Here is a 17,341-nt window from a genome sequence, read left to right as displayed (position 1 = left end):
CGACAGCACGGGTGCGTTCGGTCCCGGCGTACGCCGCTCGTCGCGCGTCACAGCAGCACCGCACCGGCGACGACCGACGCCCCACCGAGGAGCAGCATCACGGTGCCGCAGGTCATTTCGAGTGTGCGGGAACGGTTTTCGGCCGCGAGGTCGGGGGTGAAGACGGCGGGGTCGTCGGGGGCGTAGTGGATGGTGACGTCGCGGCCGTAGGAGTTCACCGGGTCGGGCAGGTCGTCGGTGCAGTAGGCGGTGACGGTCGTGCCTTCGTGGGTGGTGAAGGAGACGACCGGCGTGTGGCTGGTCGAGGTGGAGCCCTCGCTGTCGGTGCTGGTGTCCGTGAGCACGGCGATGACACGGCCCTGAACAGGGGGTCGGGAGTTCAGTCTGTCGATACGACGGCTCACCGCGCGTGCGCTCTGGGGCAGGTACCACAAGCCGCTGAGGGTCCAGGGTCCGCCGAAGCCGATCAGGGCCCACGGCCAGCCCCGGTCGATCGCGGCGAACGTCACCAGTCCGACGTAGACCAGGAAGAGCGCGAAGTTCGGCCACCCGAGCCCGCGCCGGCCCGCCGTCAGGTCGCCGACGAACCGGTAGGCGTGCGGTCTCGCGCGCGGGTAGCGGACGCCGATCTCCCGGCCCGTCCAGGCCGCCGTGATCCGCTCACCGTGGTCACGGTCGTTCGTCACGGTGGACTCCTGCCCGGTGGACGGATCCCGGAAGGAGACGACCACGGGTATCCCGTCCCTCGCGGAGCTTCCGTGCCGGGGCTCGCGGACCTGCTCGATCCGCCCCATGACCCGCACCGCCCGCTGCGCTTTCGTCGTCCCGGCCAGTGACCGGGCGTACCCGACCACCGCGACGGCGCCGAACACCGCGCACCACAGCACCAGATACGCGCGCAGGTCCATGTGCCTTCCTTCTCCTCAGCGGGCCGCGGTGCGCCGCACCACCGTGCCGTCGCCGTCCGCCTCCAGCGAGGCCGTTCCCCCGGGGCCCGTCACGCCGACCCTGACGGTGAGGGAGCCCGTCAGACGTTCCACGGTGACCTGCCAGGTCTGCGGAGAACCGACCCCCAGCCCGGTCCTCGCCTCCTCGACCAGGTCGGGAACACGGTCGTACGGCGGCGAATCCAGGTCGAACGTCGGGGCTTGTGAGCCCGTCGGCGCGTACACGACCGACAGCAGCCGATCCTGTACGACGACGGTGAGCGCCGCCCGTCCGTCGGTGCCCTTGGTGAGCGAGCCGACGGCCTTGCGCAACTCGCCCTTGTCGAGGAACGACTGACCCGGGCCGAGGGCGACCGTGGCGGAAGCCGACGACACCACGGTGGTGGACGAAGAGGAAGAGGAAGAGGAGGAGACGGCTGGCCTGTCGGAGGAGCCGGACCGTGCGGCGGCGCCCTCGCCGAACAGGTCGGCGCGGAACCCCAGGACCACACCGCCCGCGGCGAGCAGCAGGGCGAGCAGCATGACGAGGCCGACGGCACAGCTCCGGGGAGTCTCGCTCACCATGGCCGGACCGGGCGCCGAGTCGAGGCGCGCGCCGGCCGCCCGTTCCTCCCACTGAGGCGTCGGCCGCCTCACGATCCTCACCCGCCACGGCCGGTCCGGCGGATACTGGACCACCACGACGACGCCCGGCCGGTAGTCGGCCAGGTCCACGAGATTGATGTCCTGCTTGAACGCGACACGGTAGGCCGGTACGTCCTCCGGCGCGACGGTGAGATCGAACCGCACCGCCACGTCGCTCGTCGCCTCGCCCCCGACGGCCTCCAGGCTCTCGACCATCGCGAGCGCCGTGTGCGGGGTGATCGCCGCCTCCCTGGCCAGTCTCGGCACGTCGGCCAGGAGGACGAGCAGGACGTAGGCGACGGGCAGGACCAGGCCCCCCGCGAACAGCGGCACGCTCTCGATGAGGGCACCGACGACGACGGCGGCCGACGACGCCCCGATGACCGCTCCGGTCAGGATTCCCCGGGCGAGGGCGACGGGGGTGCTGCGCGCGGGCGGGGACACGGTGCCCGTGGTGATCGTCATGGGGGTGATGATGTCCGGCTCGGGTGACGTCCGGTTGATCTCCGGGCGTCCGTCTCGGGGCTCATTTGAGGCCCGAGTGGGCCAGGCCCTCGACGAACTGCCGCTGGGCGACGACGAAGACGATCAGGACCGGCAGGACGGTCATGGTGGCGGCGGCCAGTTGGGTGTTCCACATCTCGCCCCCGTAGGCGTCGGTGAAGCGGGTGAGCGCCTGGGGCAGCGTGAACAGTTCCGGCGAGGTGAGGTAGACGGTGGGTTCCAGGTAGAGGTTCCACGAGGTGAGGAACGTGAGGATCGCGACCGCGGACAGTGCCGGCCTGGCCAGCGGCAGGAAGATCCGCCACCAGAGCGCGGGCCGGCCGAGGCCGTCGAGGCGGCCCGCCTCCTCCAGTTCGGCCGGCAGGGCGATGAAGAACTGCCGCATGACGAAGGTCGCCAGGACGCACGGTCCGGCCAGCGAGGTGACCAGGATCAGCGGCCAGTGCGTGTTGATCATCCCGGCCTGTTTGAACATCTGGAACAACGGCACGATCGTCACCTCGCTGGGCACCAGCAGGCCGACCAGCACCACCAGGAAGAGGGCGTTCGCGCCGGGGAAGCGGATCCGGGCGAAGGCGTATCCGGCGAGGCTGGAGACCAGCAGGGTGATCAGGGTGACCAGGACGGCGATGTACACGCTGTTCGCGTACTGCCGGGCGAACGGCTGGAAGCTGAACGCCTCGCTGTACGCGGAGAACGTGGGGTCCGAAGTCCACAGGGACGGCGGGGCCTTGAAGATCTCGGGCAGCGGCTTCAGCGAGGCCGCCACCATCCAGACCGTCGGCACGACGAACGGGATCGCCAGGACACCGAGCGAGGTCAGCAGGAACGCCCGCCGGAGGAGGGAACTCGACCTACTGCTCATGGAACACCCACTTCCGGCGCAGCTGCCACTGCACGAGGGTCAGCAGCATGACGAAGGACAGCAGCATCAGGGCCAGCGTCGAGCCGTAGCCGATGTGGTTGAACTCGAAGGCCTGCTGGAAGACGTAGTAGACGAGCACGGTGGTGCTCAACTCCGGGCCGCCGCTGGTCAGTACGGCGATCTGTGCGAACGACTGGAGTGCGCCGACGACGGTGATGATCGCGGTCAGCAGCACCGTGGGGGAGATCAGCGGCAGCGTGATCCGGGTGAAGACCACCCTGCTCCCCGCGCCGTCGAGGCGCGCGGCCTCGTACAACTGCGCCGGGACGCCCTGCAAGGCGGCCAGGAAGAGCACCATGTTGACGCCGACGCTGCGGATCACCTGAGTGACGATCACCGACAGCATCGCGGTGTCGCCGCGCTGGAGCCAGTTCGGCCCGTCGATGCCGACCGTGTCGAGCAGGGCGTTGATGCCGCCGTTGTCCTGGAGCAGGAAGCCCCACACCAGGGTCCACGCCACCACGGAGACGACGACCGGGGAGAAGAACAGGGTGCGGAAGAACGTCGATCCGCGAAAGCGCCGGTTGAGGAGGACGGCGAGCAGCAGGCCCAGGCTGATGTTCAGGATCACGACCCCGCCGGAGAAGACGGCGGTCGCCCCCAGTACGGAGGGCAGTTGGGGATCGTCGGCCAGGGCCGTGTAGTTGTCGACTCCGACGAAGGTCTGGCCGCCGGAGAAGACGTTCCAGTCGTTGAGGCTGTACCAGATCGCCAGTCCGACCGGGACGAGCACGAACAGCACGACCCCGGCGAGTTGCGGGGCGATGAACAGGTAGCCGGCGAGGACGTCCCGGCGCCGGGTCGTCCAGAACGGTGGTCCGGAGGTGTCCCGGGGCCTGGTCGCCGTAGGGGAGGCGCCCGGTGTCCTCGTGTGGGTCTTCGTGAGGCCGGACATGGTCACTTGGCCAGGATCGGATCGATCGCGGTGCAGACCGACTTCAGCACGGCGGGGATGTCGGCGTCGGCCTTCCACATCGCGTCCAGCGCGGTCTTGCCCTTCTGGGCGATCTCGGCCGGGTTGGTGTGGTTGGGCAGGGTGACGGCGTTCGGGAGCTGGTCGACCACGGCTTCCTGAAGCTGCGCCGCGGTCAGCACCTTGTTGTCGGCGGCGAGCTTCTCGCCGGTGAGCAGGGACTTGCGCGGCGGCGGGAAGAACTGCGCGAGCTTGGCCGAGTTCGCGGGGTTCGTGAGGTAGGCGAGGAAGTCGGTGGCCTGGGTCTTGTGCTTGCCGGCCGCCAGGACGCCCACGCCGGCCTGGCCGATGACGGAGTACTTGCCGGCCGGTCCCGCGGGCAGCGGGTACAGGGCGTACTTGAACTTGTCGGTGAGCAGCGAGGAGCGGGACACCTGGGCCACGGTGAAGGCGGCGTCACCGGCGAAGAAGTCGGCCGTCGTACCGGGGCCGGGCATGGCCTCGGTCTTGAACGCGGCGTCGTGCAGGAAGGTGAACGCCTGCCGCATCTCGGGGCTGGTGAAGGTGCAGGTCTTGCCGTCCTGGCTCCACGCGGAGGCACCGAAGCCGGTCCATACGGTGGCCAGCATGTTCCACGACTTGTAGTCGAAGTCCCGGACGACGAACCCGGCCTTCTTGGTGGCCGAGTGGACGGCCGCCCCGGCGGCGGCGACCTGGTCCCAGGTCAGGGTCTTCGGGTCGATCTTCTGCCCGGCCTTCGCCAGCAGGTCGGTGTTGACGTACAGCGCGAAGGGGGAGGTCGAGAAGGGGTAGGCGTACAGCGTGCCGTCCTGGCTGAACTCCTTGGTCGCGCTGGCCTCCAGGTCGTCGTACTGCCACCCGTCGGTCGCCTTGAGCCGGTCGGTCAGGCCGACCAGTGCGTCGGAGGCGATCAGGTCCTTCGACAGGTCTCCCATCCAGGCCAGGTCGGGGGCGTTGCCGCCGGCGATCTGGGTGGTGAGGGTGGTGTTGTAGTCCTCGAAGGGCAGGCTCTCGAAGGTGATCGAGGAGACCTCGGGGTGCTTGGCACGGTAGGCGTCGGCGATCGAGTCGAACAGCTTGAGCTGGTCCTCGTTCGAGGTCCAGACGGTCATCCGCAGCTTGACGTTCGTGGCGTCCGCCGACCCGGAGTCGTCGGTGGACGCTCCGCAGGCGGCGGTGAAGGTCAGCGCTGTGGTCAGTGCGAGGGCGCCGACCAGCCTTCTTGCTCTGTTCATGGTGTGGGTCTTCTCTGTTCTCGGCGCGTGCGGCGCCTCGGGAGTTGGGGCTAGTAGCCGGCGATTCGCGGCCAGTGGAGTTCGATCCCGGCCGTGGTCAACCTGTCCTGGAGGCGTTCGACGAGGTGGTCGTCGGTGGCGACCTGCCGTGGGCTCAGACCGAGATCGAGGCAGTACGCCACGAGCTCCCCGGCCGACTCACCGACGTTCCACTCGACCGGGTGCAGCCGGTAGGCGCCGTTGGTGATGTGGGTGGTGCCGATGTTCTTGGCGGCCGGTACCAGGTTCTGGGTGGCCACCGGGACGAGTGCGCCGAGCGGTATCTCGAACGGCGCGCACTCGACGTCGATGTAGTTGTCGCCGCCGGTGGAGGGGTGCAGGTCGATGCGGTACATCCCGACCCCGACGGAGCCCTCGAAGCGGGCCGGTGCGGCGTCCCCGCGGGCCTTCACGGAGATGTCCTGCTCACGCACGGTGGTGAGCGCCCTGATCCGGCGGGACTCGCGGATGTACGGCGCCTGGGCGAACCCGTCGGCGGTGCCGACCAGGTCGCCGCGCAGCCGAAGGCCGGGCCAGCCGCGGCCGCCGTCCGGGCGGGGCGCCTCGGTCTGGAGCCAGTACACGTAGGCGCGGGACTGTGCCTTCGCGGCGTCCAGATGGAGCCGCCGGTCGTCGGTGTCGATGATCGAACCGTTGACGTAGTCGAGTTGAGGCCAGTTGGCCAGCACGATGTCGCTGTCGTAGAAGCCGTCGGCGAAGTTCTGCCGGGCGGCGATGCGCCGGAACTGCCACAGGTCCTGGTCGCCGGCGTCGAAGCGGGGGTCTCCGGTGACGTCGCCCGAGGGGTTGACGTGCATGGTCCGCTCCTCCGGCACCAGGGTGCGGGGGTTCGGCGCGGTGAACGACAGCATCGGCGCACCCCAGAAGGGCAGTTCGAAGGAGCGCCAGTAGTCGTAGTCGTCCGGTCGGGCGAGGGTGTGGTCGCCGGTGACGTGGTCGAAGACGAAGCACCACGCGATCGACTGCACGTTGCCCGGATCGGCTGCCTCGGGAGCGCTCGGCTCGCCGGTGTCCGACCGCCCCTCGGCGCCGACCACATACTCCGTCCCGGTCAGCGGCAGCAGGTCACCGGTCTCGGTGCCGTCCAGGACGTACTCGGCGCTGATCACGGTCTCGGCGCCGGTCCGCGGATCGGCGACGGTGACGGCACGCACCACTCCGTCGCGCACCTCGGCGGCGACGGGCACGGCGGGTTGCAGGACGGTGAGGCGTCCCGTCGACCGGTACGGCGCGAGCTGGGCGGTGATCACCGCGTGGGCCACGCGCGGTTCGTGGCACAGTCTGCTCACCCGGCCGCGGCCCGGGTTGAGTTCGCGGTCGGCGCGGGCGGCGGCCGTCAGGGGGTAGTGCTCGCGGTAGTAGCGGCGGATGTCCTCCCGCAGGGCGCGGTAGCGCGCGGTGACGCCGAACTGCTCCACCCAGATGTGCTCGTCGGGCGGCACGGCCTGCGAGGTGAGCTGTCCGCCGAGCCAGGCGTACTCCTCGGTCATCACCACGCGGCGGCCCCGCTCCAGCAGTGCCAGCGCCGCGGCGACGGAGCCGAGTCCACCGCCGACTATCGCCACCTCGGTCGTGATCCGGCCGGTCATGAAGTCGGTCATGAAGGGGTGTCCGTCCGCGCGACGATGGTCTCTCCCGGCTCGACCGCGGCGACCAGCAGCCGCTCCCGGTCCAGAGCCGCCCACTCCTGCGGGTCGGTGGTGATCAGGAGCTGGAGGAGATCGAGCGCCTCGGCCGCCAGTTGCTGTCTGGGTACGTGGAAGCCGGCCAGGGTCCGGCCCTCCACGCGATGACCGCGCACCTCGCCGAGGGCGGCGAGCGAGATCTCCTCCGGTACGGCGACCTCGGCGCCGGACAGCGCGTGCGCGACGTCCTCGGCGAGGAACGCGTCCTCCGCGACGATCAGCGTGGCGTCGGTCGCCCGTGCCAGTCGGGGAAGGTCGGCGATCCGCTCCTCACCGACCAGCAGGAACGCCAGCCTGCCCGCCGCCGAAGCGGCCTCGACGGCGTCACGCCGGTCCCGCGCGGTCGGTGTGTCCCGGCCCCGATGGACGTACAGCGCCTGCTGGTGCCCGCCCGCCGCTGCCTGGTCGATCAGCGCGGTGGTCGGGGTGGTGTAGTCGATGGCCACGTACGGCACCGCGGCCGCGGTCTCGTCCCGGCGGCCGATGGCGACGAACGGGAACTGCTCGGCGACCAGCCGTTCCAGCTCGGACGCGACCATCTGCTGACCGAGCAGGACACAGCCGTCGGTCAGCCGCAGCCGGGTCTTGCGGTGGAAGAGGCTGCGCGTGCCGTTCTCTACCGGTGAGGACGTGAAGAAGAGCAGGTCACAGCCGATCTGCTCGGCGGCCCTCTCGATCCCGTTGAGCAGCGGACCGTAGAAGTCCATGCTCTCGGGGGACAGTGCGGCCTCATAGGTGAAGACACCGATGATCTGGTTGTCCAGACCGGCGAGTCTGCGGGCCGCGGGGTCGGCGACGTACGCGAGTTGTTCCATGGCCTGCTTGACGCGCGCCCGGGTCGCCTCGGGGACCCGGACGTTCGAGCCGTCGCGGTCGTTCAGCACCACCGACACCGTGGTCTGGCTGACACCCGCCAGCTCCGCGATCTCGCGTTGGGTGACACGGCGAGGTCTCGGCGACATCGCTCCTCCATCGTGATAATGCCTATCTTCATCAACTGGCGATGACCGTAATGCACGAGAGGTGTACTAGGCAAGCACCCGTTGACATCGGAGTAGCAGGCTGGAAACGTGTCGTTCACGAAGTTGATGATACGCATTATCAGCGTGCGCCGCCGAGCGCCGGACGGGAGCGGAACATGACCTCCGAGGCCTTCTCACGACCCACCCTGGACCGCCGGAGCTTCCTGGGCGCGGCCCTCGCCGCCGGGGTCGTTCTGGTCGCCGAGTCGACCCCGACCACCGCGTACGCCGCCGCCGGTGACGTCACCCTGACCGCGGGTGGCATCAGCCTGCTGGCCGGCGTGGGCGGCAGGCTCGCCATCCGCGACGGTGCGGGCGTCACGCGGTCCGCCGGGTCGAAGTTCCAGGTCAAGGACAGTGTCACCGGCATCCACGTGTCCACCGGCGGCACCCCGACACTGAGCGCGCTCCCGGACGGCACGCCGGCGATCCGGATGGACTACACCTTCGACACGGCCGCGGGGCCGACGGCCGTCACCGGCTGGTTCGGTGTCACCACCTCCCACGCCGCACTGGAGTGGCACGTCACCGGCGCGGACACGCTGGTCCCGGAGGGTTTCCTGTTCAGCCGGGCGATCCAGGCGCCGACCGCGCCCGACGACTACGTCCCGATCACCGAATGGGTCCGCGACACCGGCGGCGGCATCCCCTACGAGGACACCCTCGGCGTCGCCCACACCTCCACCTGGACAACCACGCTGCACGGCCTGTTCCTCCTGGACCGCTCCCGCCAGGCCTGGACGAACACGACCTGGATCCACGCGCCGGGAGTGGCCGACCCGGACGGAGGCTGGAGGAGCCGGGCCGACTTCTTCTTCTCCGAGACCCGCCCGTCCGCCACCGTCACCATCGGCCGGGGCCGCGAACTCGGCCTCGAACTCACCACGAACCGCGACTTCAACCTCTACGAGTCGGCCGGCGACCAGATGGAACTCACCGCCCTGGTCGCCAACGGCGGCACGGCGGCCAAGTCGGTCGACCTGGAACTGTGGGTGCGCGCCTTCGACGGCGCCCAGCTCGCCGCCACGACCGTGACCGGCAGCGTGGCCGCGGCCGGCACCTGGCAGCACACCTTCACCCTGCCCGCGCCCGCCGGCGGCATCGCGCTCGCCGAGGTCGCCGTCAGCTCGGGCGACGACGAGGCGTTCGCCCGGACCAACCTCGCGGTGCTGCCGCCGTTCGACTACCAGGCCGGCACGGACAGCATGTTCGGCATCGCCAACTACCCCTGGCTGCAACGCCCGAGCGCCGACGCCCTGCTGGACCTGTGGCAGAAGGCGGGCATCAGCCTCGTCCGGATCGCCTACGACGGCGGTCCCGGGCTGCCGCCCTCCGCCTTCGACGCCCGCGGGATGCGGCACAACATCGAGCTCCAGCCGTCGCTGACCGCCGCCGACGACGTGGCGGCCACCTGGGCCGCGGACAATCTGGCGGTGGCGGTCGGCGCGGGCGCCGGCTACTTCGAGGTCGGCAACGAGCTGAACAGACCGTTCAATACCGGCGACGCCGCGCAGGCGTACCTGAACAAGGCGCTGCGTCCGGTCTTCGACCGCCGGGCCGTCACCGGCGACACCGTCAAGCTCATGAACAACGGGCTGGCAGGCATGGACAAGCCGTGGGTGGAGAACTTCATCGCGGCCGGCGGCTGGGACCTGATCGACGCCTTCGCCTACCACCCGGGGCGCGGCAACTTCACCGCCGACTACATACCGCCGGGCGACGTCTGGACCACCGGCGGCGACGGCACCTACTGGAACTTCTACGGCGGCCTGCGCCGCCTCAAGGCACTGATGGCCGAGCACGGCGAGAAGGAGATCTGGCTGACCGAGGCGTACGCACCGACCAAGCCCAACAGCTGGTGGCACGACACCTACCGGCACGCCGCGGAGAACGTCCTCCTCACGCTCGCGCTGGCCAAGGCCGAAGGCGTCCGGTGCGTGTGCTGGTACCAGTCCCACGACAGCGTGCTCGGCATGCCGCAGGTCGCCGACCCGGACAACGTCGAGTACCACTACGGCCTGATGAACCGCGACCTCAGCCCGAAGCCCTCACTCCTTGCCTACGCGACCGCCGCCCGCACCCTCGACCAGGCCACCTTCCAGGGCCGGCTGACCTTCACCGACCCGCAGACATCAGGCCTGTGGTTCGACACCCCCGACGGCCCCGCGGTCGTGCTGTGGAACCGCGCCGACGGCTACCTCCTCAACACCACCGGCCAGCGCACCGACTGGCACTTCCCCGCCCCCGAGGTGTGGATCGACCCCTGGCCGACCAAGACCCCGCTCACGGTCGCCGCCACCACCGCGGTACGGCAGGTCGACGCGATCGGGCAGGTCACCCAGATCCCGGTCGGCAACGGCAGCGCGACGCTCACGCTCGACGGCGCGCCACGGATCTACTACGGCCTCGTCCCGGACACCGACGACGAAGGCCGGCACAGCCTGCCGACGCCCGGCTGAGCCCCGCCGACAGGACCGGGACAAACCGCACCCCGAGCCCCAGGGCCTGTCCGGTCCCATTCCCCGCTGACCGGACAGGCCCTGGCTTTCATCAACTGTGGGACAGACGAGGGGGTGACGTAGGTGACCAGCACCAGCTGTGGGCAGGTCACGTCGTGACGAGCGGTGGAGCAGCGCCTGACGCCGAAGGTCCGGTGAACCGTCCGACAGGTTTCTTCGAGCAGCCGATGTGGACCGCGCTAGGGCTCCTGGCCATCGTCGGTACTGTGCGGGCCCAGCGTGTGTGGTGCGGTGAGGACGACCGCTGCACCAGGGTCCGGATGCTGGTCACGGTCCCGAACCGGCCGCCGTTCACCACGAGCCACCTCGTCGCCGGGGAGGAGATCATCGAAGCCGGTACGGGCATCCCGATCGACGTGCACCCGACCCGCGACCTCTTCCGCCTGGTGGCCACCGATCCACCCACGGGCGGACCTTCTCGGTAGGTCTCCCGCAGGCCCGTGAGCCCAGCGGGGCTCGATGAGAGCCTGTCGGGTGTTACTTGACGATGTATCAGTCTGGTCGGGTGGTTCCTATGCCCAGGCGCTGAGCCGGTCCGCCGTCGAGGCCGACGCCAGTGATTCCCGGAGCGTCCGCGGGGTGTACGCGGATCGACCCGCTGGCCCAGAGGAACTCCAAGGAGCCGTCCTGCTCGCTCCCTTGAGCGCCGAGGACGTCCTCGAACAGTTGCCGCGAGAGAGCCGGGTGCGTGGACCTGATATGCGTGGGCCCCAGTTGCACGGGGTTTCCCGGGGGAGTGTTCCAGAGCGAGGTCCACCACAGAGGGTCCGTCGCTCCTTCGACGCTCGGCAGGGTCGAGGGATCCCGGTCGGGAGTGTTGAGGAGTTCGTGTGGGGGTGGGTAGGACCTGTCGGACTGCGCGAACTGGATGACCGTGCCGTGGACGGAATCAGGCATGACGAAAGCCTCGCGCCAGGCGGGATGGCCGTAGCTCTCACCCACCACGGTCATCCCGAGGGAACGGACACGCCTCACGGTCGCCTCCAAGTCGGGGACGGTGAAGGTGAGGTGATGCGGGCCCTCGCCGTGAGCCGAGAGGAAGCGGGTGAGGAACCCGGGGCGGACGGGCTCCAGGAGTTCCAGACGGCCGCCGCCGTCGACGGTGCCTACGTACAGCAGCAGGTAGCGGAACTCCGGGAGGACTTCGCCGGACACGGGCACCGCCCCGAGTTCGCGACGCAACCGTGCCGCGCAGGTCAGAGCGTCATGAACCGCGAAGGACGTGTGATCGATGTCGAACGGGGAGTTCACGCGTCGGCCTCGGCCCCGGTCGGCGACGAGGCGGCAGCGGTGGCGGGGGCGGCAAGGTGTCCGTGCGTGGCGGCGACGACCGCTGTCAGCAGTGCGTCGCGCTTGGCGGCAAGACCGCTGATGCGGTCCGGATCCGCCGCCGCCGAGAGGCCGTTGACCAGTCGTGCGGCGGTGGCCTCGTCCAGGTGGGGGCGGCCGAGGTCGTCCCACCAGCGGTTGAAGCTGTCGCCGTAGCGTGCGCAGAACGCGGCGAGGCCGCCGTCGTCGCCTCCCAGGTGAAACAGCTCCGTGGGTCCCATGACAGCCCACCGCAGTCCGGGGCCGGACGAGACGGCCGTGTCGATGTCGCGCACCGTCGCGACACCCTCGTTCACCAGGTGGATGGCCTCACGCCAGAGAGCGGCCTGGAGACGGTTGGCGACATGGCCCGGCACCTCGCGCCGTACCTCGATCGTCACCTTGCCGACGGACTCGTAGAACCGGCGTGCTCGTGCCACGACACCCGGGCCGGTGCGTTCGTTGCCCATCACCTCGACGAGCGGGATCAGGTGGGGAGGGTTGAAAGGGTGACCGAGTACGAGGTGTGTCGGCTGGCGCCAGCCGTCTTGAAGTTCGCCGAGGGTCAGGCCGGAGGCGGACGAGGCGACCACCGTGTCCGCTCCGAGGACCGGTTCGATCGCGCCGTACAGCTCATGCTTGAGCCCGATCCGCTCGGGAACGCTTTCCTGGACGAACTCCGCCCCCGCCACGGCGTCGCGCGGGTCGTCGCAGACGATCAGCTCGGCCTCGGGGGCGTCGGTCTTCGCCAGTCCCAGCGCGGTGAGCACGGGCCAGGCCTCTTCGAGGGTCCGCCGCACCCGGACTTCGGTCGAGGGGTCCGGGTCGTGGACGGCGACGGACTTGCCGGCCGCCAGGAAGAGGGCTGCCCAGCTGCGGCCGATCAGCCCGCAGCCCAGGACCGCCACGCGTCCGGCGGACGTCGCGTCCGTGTCGTCGCGCGGATCAGAGGGTGACATGGTCGGCTCCCTTCAACCCGAGGCGTGCCCGGGCCTGTGCCGGTGTGGCCAGTTCATGTCCCAGGGACTCGACGATGCCCCGGATCTTGCGGACCTGGGCGGCGTTGGACGTGGCGAGTTCGCCGCGCCCCAGGAAGAGGCTGTCCTCCAGTCCCACGCGAAGGTTGCCGCCGAGCATGGCCGCCTGCGTCGCGAACGGCATCTGGTGGCGGCCGGCGGCCAGCACCGACCATTCGTAGTCGTCGCCGAAGAGCTTCCCGGCGATCGTGTGCAGGTGGAGGAGGTTGTCGAGATCGGCGCCGACGCCGCCCAGCACGCCGAACACCATCTGCACGAAGAACGGCGGCTCGATCCACCCCTGGTCGATCAGCCACGCCAGGTTGTAGAGGTGCCCGAGGTCGTAGCACTCGAACTCGAACCTCGTCCCGTGCCCCTGCCCCAACTCCTTCACGATGTACTCGAGATCGGCGAAGGTGTTCTTGAAGACGAAGTCGCGTGTCGAATCCAGGAACTCCGGTTCCCACGCGTACTGCCACCGCGAGTGCTTCTCCAGCATGGGGAAGATGCCGAAGTTAAGTGATCCCACGTTGAGCGAGGCCATTTCGGGGGAGGTCGCCAGGGCCGCGCGAAGGCGTTCCTCGCGTGTCATACCGAGGCCGCCGCCCGTGGAGACATTGAGGACCGCGTCGCATGCCCCGGCGATCTTCGGCATGAACTCCCGGAACAGCTCCGGCCTCGGATCCGGCTTGCCGGTCTCGGGATCGCGGGCGTGCAGATGGATGATCGCGGCACCGGCCTCGGCTGCCTCTATGGCGGCCGTCGCGATCTCGTCGGGTGTCACCGGAAGGTGCGGTGACATGGTCGGGGTGTGGATGCCGCCCGTGGGGGCGCAGGTCACGATGACAGGCTTGGGCATGACGTGCCCACCAGTTTCCTGTAGGCGTCGATGAGCAGGCCGTGGAAGTGATGCACCCCGTGCTCGGACAGGCCCGATCCGGAAGGGTCGTACACGATGCGGCCCTGGTCGAAGGCCGGCGTGCGCATGCCGCGTTGGACGCTCTCGACGAGGGCGATGTCCTGCTGCTGCAACACGTCGTCGATGTACTTCACCGACTGGACCTCGGCGTCGGTGAGTTCGGGCGTCTCGAAGTAGAAGTCCCAGGTCTCCCGGGTCAGTTCGGGCCCCGCGGGCAGGATCTGAAGCACCATGAAGTTCCCGCGCCCCGGGTAGCGCAGGAGACAGGTGTTGGGCCAGAGCCACCACACCGCATGCTGGTTGACCGTCGCGCCCGACACGTCGTAGACGGAGTTCGCACGTTTTCCCGCTGCCCCGAAGTGGCTGGACCAGATGCCGTGCGTCTTCACCTCGTAGGTGCTCATGTCGACCAGGTCGACGAACTCCTTGTGCGCGATGTGGCAGTGATAGCACTCCAGGAAGTTGTCGACGACGTTCTTCCAGTTGCTCCGCAACTCGAACGTCAACCGCTTGGCATGGGTCAGTTCGGCCACGTCCGGTGCCCAGTGGGCGATCTCGGCCGCCAGATCCGGGGCCTGCTCGGCGAGGGGCGCGGCGGCCGGGTCCAGATTGACGTAGACGAACCCGCCGAACTCTTCCACCTGCACCTGGTCCAGGCAGATCTCCGACTTGTCGAACGTCTCCATCGCGTCGGCGCGACGGGCCGCCCTGAGATCCCCGCTGAGGTCGTAGGTCCAGGCGTGGTAGGGGCAGACGATGTTCCGGGTCGTGCCGGATCCCGAGAGGAGTTCGTGCGCGCGGTGCTTGCAGACGTTGTAGAAGGCGTGCAGGGTGCCCGCGCGATCGCGGACGACCGCGATGGGCATGCCCGCGACGGTCGCGGCGGTGTAACTGCCCGGGGACCTGAGTTTCTCGACATGGCAGATCCATTGCCACGTGCTCGCGAAGACGGCCCGGCGTTCGGCGTCGAGCCACTTGGGGTCCACGTACGCCTCCGAGCGAAGCGACATGGAGAGCGCGGGATCGGTATGGAAACCCGCGGAGATGCTGCGTACGTCATCCATCGTGACGGGGGTCATGGGGGCACGCTACGCCCGACTGGACGATCGTTCAATACCACATTGGACGTTCGTTCAACCGTGGCGGTGCGTGCCTGAAGGGCGGGGCGAGACACTCGCCGTACGGGAACCAGGGGCCGCGCCGGAGGTCACGGCGCGAGCGCGATCTCCTCGCACCGAGCCACGGCGCGGCGCAGCGAAGCACGGTCCAGGCCGAGAAGGGCGGTCAGCCACATGCCGTTCTGCACGACGTCGACGTCGGCCGCGCGCCTGTTGCACTCGCCGCGGCCGAGATGCGGTCGAGCGGCATGGATCAGAGCGGCGAGACCCGCCCGGTAGCGCTTCTGCGCCGCGGTGTTGATCTGAGCGAAGTCCTCGTGCGCCTGGGCGAGCGACCACAGCTGGAGCCGCAGCGACAGATACTCCGTCGTCAGGAACTCCGGCGCCGCCACTCGCCGCAACGCCGCACGCAACTGCCGTTCGGGGGAGGAGCCAGGGGTGATCTGGACCAGGGCGACATCCTGCTCCTCGATGCGCCGCAGGGCCGCGCGGATGAGGCTGGTCTTGTCCTCGAAGTAGTAGCTGACCAGCCCCAGGGCGACACCGGCCTCACGCGCGACGGCGCGCATGCTCACACCGGAGATACCGTGCTGGGAGAGCAGACTGAGCACTGCGTCGAGAATGCGCTCCTGCCGGTCTTTTTCAGGAGCATCGACAGGGAGACCGACCATCGGGCCAGCATAGTCGGATCAAGGGAGTCCCCGGATCGCCCGGCCCGCGGGAGGCCAAGTACCGGACCCGGGCCGCCCTTCGGCGAACGGCCTGGCTGGAATTCAGCGGAGGCGCGCGATGCCGCCGACGCCCGAGGATCGGTTCGCTGCGAGGCGGACGTCAGGATCCGGCCCGTATGGCTGGCCACTGCGGAACCATCGCGCGAGTGTTCCAGGCGGTTCTCGCCGCCTGGAACACCCACGATGCCGTGGCACAGCAGTCGGCTTACCTGGTGAGTGCGATCGATTCATCCAGCCGCGTGAGCTTGTGCGGGTTTCTCACCAGGTAGACCCGGGTGACGTGTCCGTTCTCCACCACGAGGCTCATCGCCGTGGCCAACTCGCCGTCGATCTCGATCCGTCCCGCAGGCGCGCCGTTGAGCCACACGGCCGTCGCCTCGAGCGCGGCCACATCCACCCGGTTGGCGCGCGCGAGCACCTTCGCCACCAGCTCGCTCCCGTGAACCGGAGCCAGTGCGGCGGCCGCAAGCCCGCCACCATCGGCGATCAGTACTACGTCCGGCGCCATGACCTCCACCAGCTCCTGCAACCGCCCGGTCCGCAAGGCGGCCAAGAACCGCTCCACCACGGCTTGTTGCTCCGAGCGGCTCACCCGCACCCGCGGCTGCCGAGCCGCCACATGCTGGCGTGCCCGCCGTGCGATCTGCCGGACCGCGGTCGCGGACTTCCCGACGGCCTCGGCGATCTCGCCGTACGGCACCTCGAAGACCTCGCGAAGCACGAACACCGCTCGCTCCGTCGGCCCGAGGGTTTCCAGCACGGTGAGCATGGCGATCGAGACGCTCTCCGCGAGTTCGACGTCCTCGGCGACATCAGGGCTGGTCAGCAGTGGCTCCGGCAGCCACTCGCCAACGTATTCCTCGCGGCTGCGCGACAACGAACGCAGGCGGTTGAGCGCTTGCCGTGTGACGACCTGGACAAGGTATGCCCGCGGGTCACGTACCTGTGAGGGGTCGACGTCGGCCCACCGTAGCCAGGACTCCTGTACCACGTCCTCCGCGTCGGCCGCCGATCCGAGTATCTCGTAGGCGACCGTGAACAGCAGGCTGCGATGGGTGACGAAGGGGGTCTCGGTCATGCCGGCGACGCTACGGAGGTCTCAGGACGTGTGGCCAGCGGAATCCCGCACGCATCGGAGAAGCCCTGCGAGCTGATCCCGTTCGCGTTGTTGTTCCTGGTCGCCATGTTGACGAAGGCGATGTAGGCGGTGAGCTCGACCATCGCCGCCGGGCCGAGCCGGTCGAGCAGGCTCGCGTACAGCTCGTCGGTGACGGTCGGCGGCGTGTTCGTCATGGCCTCGGCGTACTCGAGGACGTCCCGCTCCAGCGGGGTGAACACCTCCGAATCCCGCCACCTCGGCACCTGGCTCGCCTTGGTCAGGTCCAGGTTCTGGTTCTGCGCCTGGAAGTAGCCGACGTCGAGGCACCAACCGCAGCCGACCTGCGCCGCGACCGCCATGTGCGCGAACGACTTGAGGCCCGCGTCGGCCGCGTCCCACTCCGCCAGCTTGGCGGAGAACTCCAGGTTGGAGGTGGCGACCTTGGGGCTGTGCCACACCACCTCGACGGGCTCGGCCACAGCACCGAGCTGCTTGATCATGTTGTCGCTGAGCTCGGTGGGGAGCTCCGCCTTCGGAATGCGCAGTGCCACGGTGTCCTCCTTGGATGTTTGCTTGTCGGGCATGAAGACACCGCCGGGCCCACGCGTGTGACAACCGCCCTCGCCGCCGGGCGCGTCTCTGGGACAGCGGATGCCTCGCCCCCGGAAGCAATCTGCCAACAGGCACTGCGGCTG

The 17,341-nt window shown here is 69.3% G+C and carries 16 protein-coding genes; 2 read left to right on the top strand and 14 right to left on the bottom strand.

Annotated features, from left to right (window positions below; genetic code table 11):
- Positions 1-47: 47 nt before the first annotated feature.
- From HLK59_RS03235 to HLK59_RS03205, 7 genes are all read right to left on the bottom strand, one after another.
- The gene (locus tag HLK59_RS03235) at positions 48-908 is read right to left on the bottom strand and encodes a DUF3592 domain-containing protein (protein WP_171139641.1); all 861 of its coding nucleotides are present in this window, start codon (positions 906-908) and stop codon (positions 48-50) included.
- A 15-nt stretch (positions 909-923) separates the two neighbouring features.
- Positions 924-2,036 (bottom strand): hypothetical protein, encoded by a 1,113-nt coding sequence (locus tag HLK59_RS03230; RefSeq protein WP_171139640.1) that lies wholly within the window; start codon positions 2,034-2,036, stop codon positions 924-926.
- A 61-nt stretch (positions 2,037-2,097) separates the two neighbouring features.
- The gene (locus HLK59_RS03225) at positions 2,098-2,940 is read right to left on the bottom strand and encodes a carbohydrate ABC transporter permease (protein ID WP_171139639.1); all 843 of its coding nucleotides are present in this window, start codon (positions 2,938-2,940) and stop codon (positions 2,098-2,100) included.
- On the bottom strand, positions 2,930-3,901 hold the full coding sequence (locus HLK59_RS03220; RefSeq protein ID WP_346779634.1) for a sugar ABC transporter permease: 972 nt from the start codon (positions 3,899-3,901) through the stop codon (positions 2,930-2,932). Before HLK59_RS03220 ends, HLK59_RS03225 begins: the two co-directional genes overlap by 11 nt.
- On the bottom strand, positions 3,898-5,169 hold the full coding sequence (locus tag HLK59_RS03215; protein WP_171139638.1) for a sugar ABC transporter substrate-binding protein: 1,272 nt from the start codon (positions 5,167-5,169) through the stop codon (positions 3,898-3,900). The genes HLK59_RS03220 and HLK59_RS03215 overlap by 4 nt, the downstream gene beginning before the upstream one ends.
- 50 nt (positions 5,170-5,219) lie before the next feature.
- A complete protein-coding gene (locus HLK59_RS03210; protein ID WP_171139707.1) occupies positions 5,220-6,818 on the bottom strand; it encodes an FAD-dependent oxidoreductase in 1,599 nt (532 codons plus the stop codon).
- A gap of 8 nt (positions 6,819-6,826) precedes the next feature.
- On the bottom strand, positions 6,827-7,876 hold the full coding sequence (locus tag HLK59_RS03205) for a LacI family DNA-binding transcriptional regulator (RefSeq protein ID WP_171139637.1): 1,050 nt from the start codon (positions 7,874-7,876) through the stop codon (positions 6,827-6,829).
- A 176-nt stretch (positions 7,877-8,052) separates the two neighbouring features.
- Here HLK59_RS03205 and HLK59_RS03200 point away from each other — a divergent pair, with 176 nt between their 5' ends.
- Complete coding sequence (locus HLK59_RS03200) at positions 8,053-10,395, top strand: hypothetical protein (protein ID WP_171139636.1); 2,343 nt, start codon at positions 8,053-8,055, stop codon at positions 10,393-10,395.
- 194 nt (positions 10,396-10,589) lie between these two features.
- A complete protein-coding gene (locus HLK59_RS03195; RefSeq protein ID WP_171139635.1) occupies positions 10,590-10,880 on the top strand; it encodes a hypothetical protein in 291 nt (96 codons plus the stop codon).
- 67 nt (positions 10,881-10,947) lie between these two features.
- Here the strand turns inward: HLK59_RS03195 and HLK59_RS03190 are convergent, their stop codons facing one another.
- The 7 genes from HLK59_RS03190 to HLK59_RS03160 all read right to left on the bottom strand — a co-directional run bounded on the left by HLK59_RS03190 (position 10,948) and on the right by HLK59_RS03160 (position 17,197).
- A complete protein-coding gene (locus tag HLK59_RS03190) occupies positions 10,948-11,706 on the bottom strand; it encodes a VOC family protein (protein WP_171139634.1) in 759 nt (252 codons plus the stop codon).
- Positions 11,703-12,722, bottom strand: coding sequence for a 3-hydroxyacyl-CoA dehydrogenase NAD-binding domain-containing protein (locus tag HLK59_RS03185; protein WP_171139633.1), 1,020 nt, complete (start codon positions 12,720-12,722; stop codon positions 11,703-11,705). The genes HLK59_RS03190 and HLK59_RS03185 overlap by 4 nt, the downstream gene beginning before the upstream one ends.
- Entirely contained in the window at positions 12,709-13,638 is a 930-nt protein-coding gene (locus HLK59_RS03180; protein WP_171139632.1) for a 3-keto-5-aminohexanoate cleavage protein, read from the bottom strand. Before HLK59_RS03180 ends, HLK59_RS03185 begins: the two co-directional genes overlap by 14 nt.
- Positions 13,617-14,777 carry a ring-hydroxylating oxygenase subunit alpha gene (locus HLK59_RS03175; protein ID WP_240982172.1) on the bottom strand — a complete coding sequence of 387 codons (1,161 nt, stop codon included), beginning with the start codon at positions 14,775-14,777 and terminating at the stop codon, positions 13,617-13,619. Before HLK59_RS03175 ends, HLK59_RS03180 begins: the two co-directional genes overlap by 22 nt.
- A 128-nt stretch (positions 14,778-14,905) precedes the next feature.
- Positions 14,906-15,487 (bottom strand): TetR/AcrR family transcriptional regulator, encoded by a 582-nt coding sequence (locus HLK59_RS03170; protein ID WP_171139631.1) that lies wholly within the window; start codon positions 15,485-15,487, stop codon positions 14,906-14,908.
- Positions 15,488-15,752: 265 nt separating this feature from the next.
- The gene (locus tag HLK59_RS03165) at positions 15,753-16,625 is read right to left on the bottom strand and encodes an RNA polymerase sigma-70 factor (protein ID WP_171139630.1); all 873 of its coding nucleotides are present in this window, start codon (positions 16,623-16,625) and stop codon (positions 15,753-15,755) included.
- Positions 16,622-17,197 carry a carboxymuconolactone decarboxylase family protein gene (locus HLK59_RS03160; RefSeq protein ID WP_171139705.1) on the bottom strand — a complete coding sequence of 192 codons (576 nt, stop codon included), beginning with the start codon at positions 17,195-17,197 and terminating at the stop codon, positions 16,622-16,624. Before HLK59_RS03160 ends, HLK59_RS03165 begins: the two co-directional genes overlap by 4 nt.
- Positions 17,198-17,341: the final 144 nt, after the last annotated feature.

This window comes from Streptomyces sp. S3(2020) (assembly GCF_013044505.1).
Taxonomy (GTDB): domain Bacteria; phylum Actinomycetota; class Actinomycetes; order Streptomycetales; family Streptomycetaceae; genus Streptomyces.
Note: the sequence above shows the minus strand (reverse complement) of the source record. Positions and strands in the feature narration are given on the sequence as shown.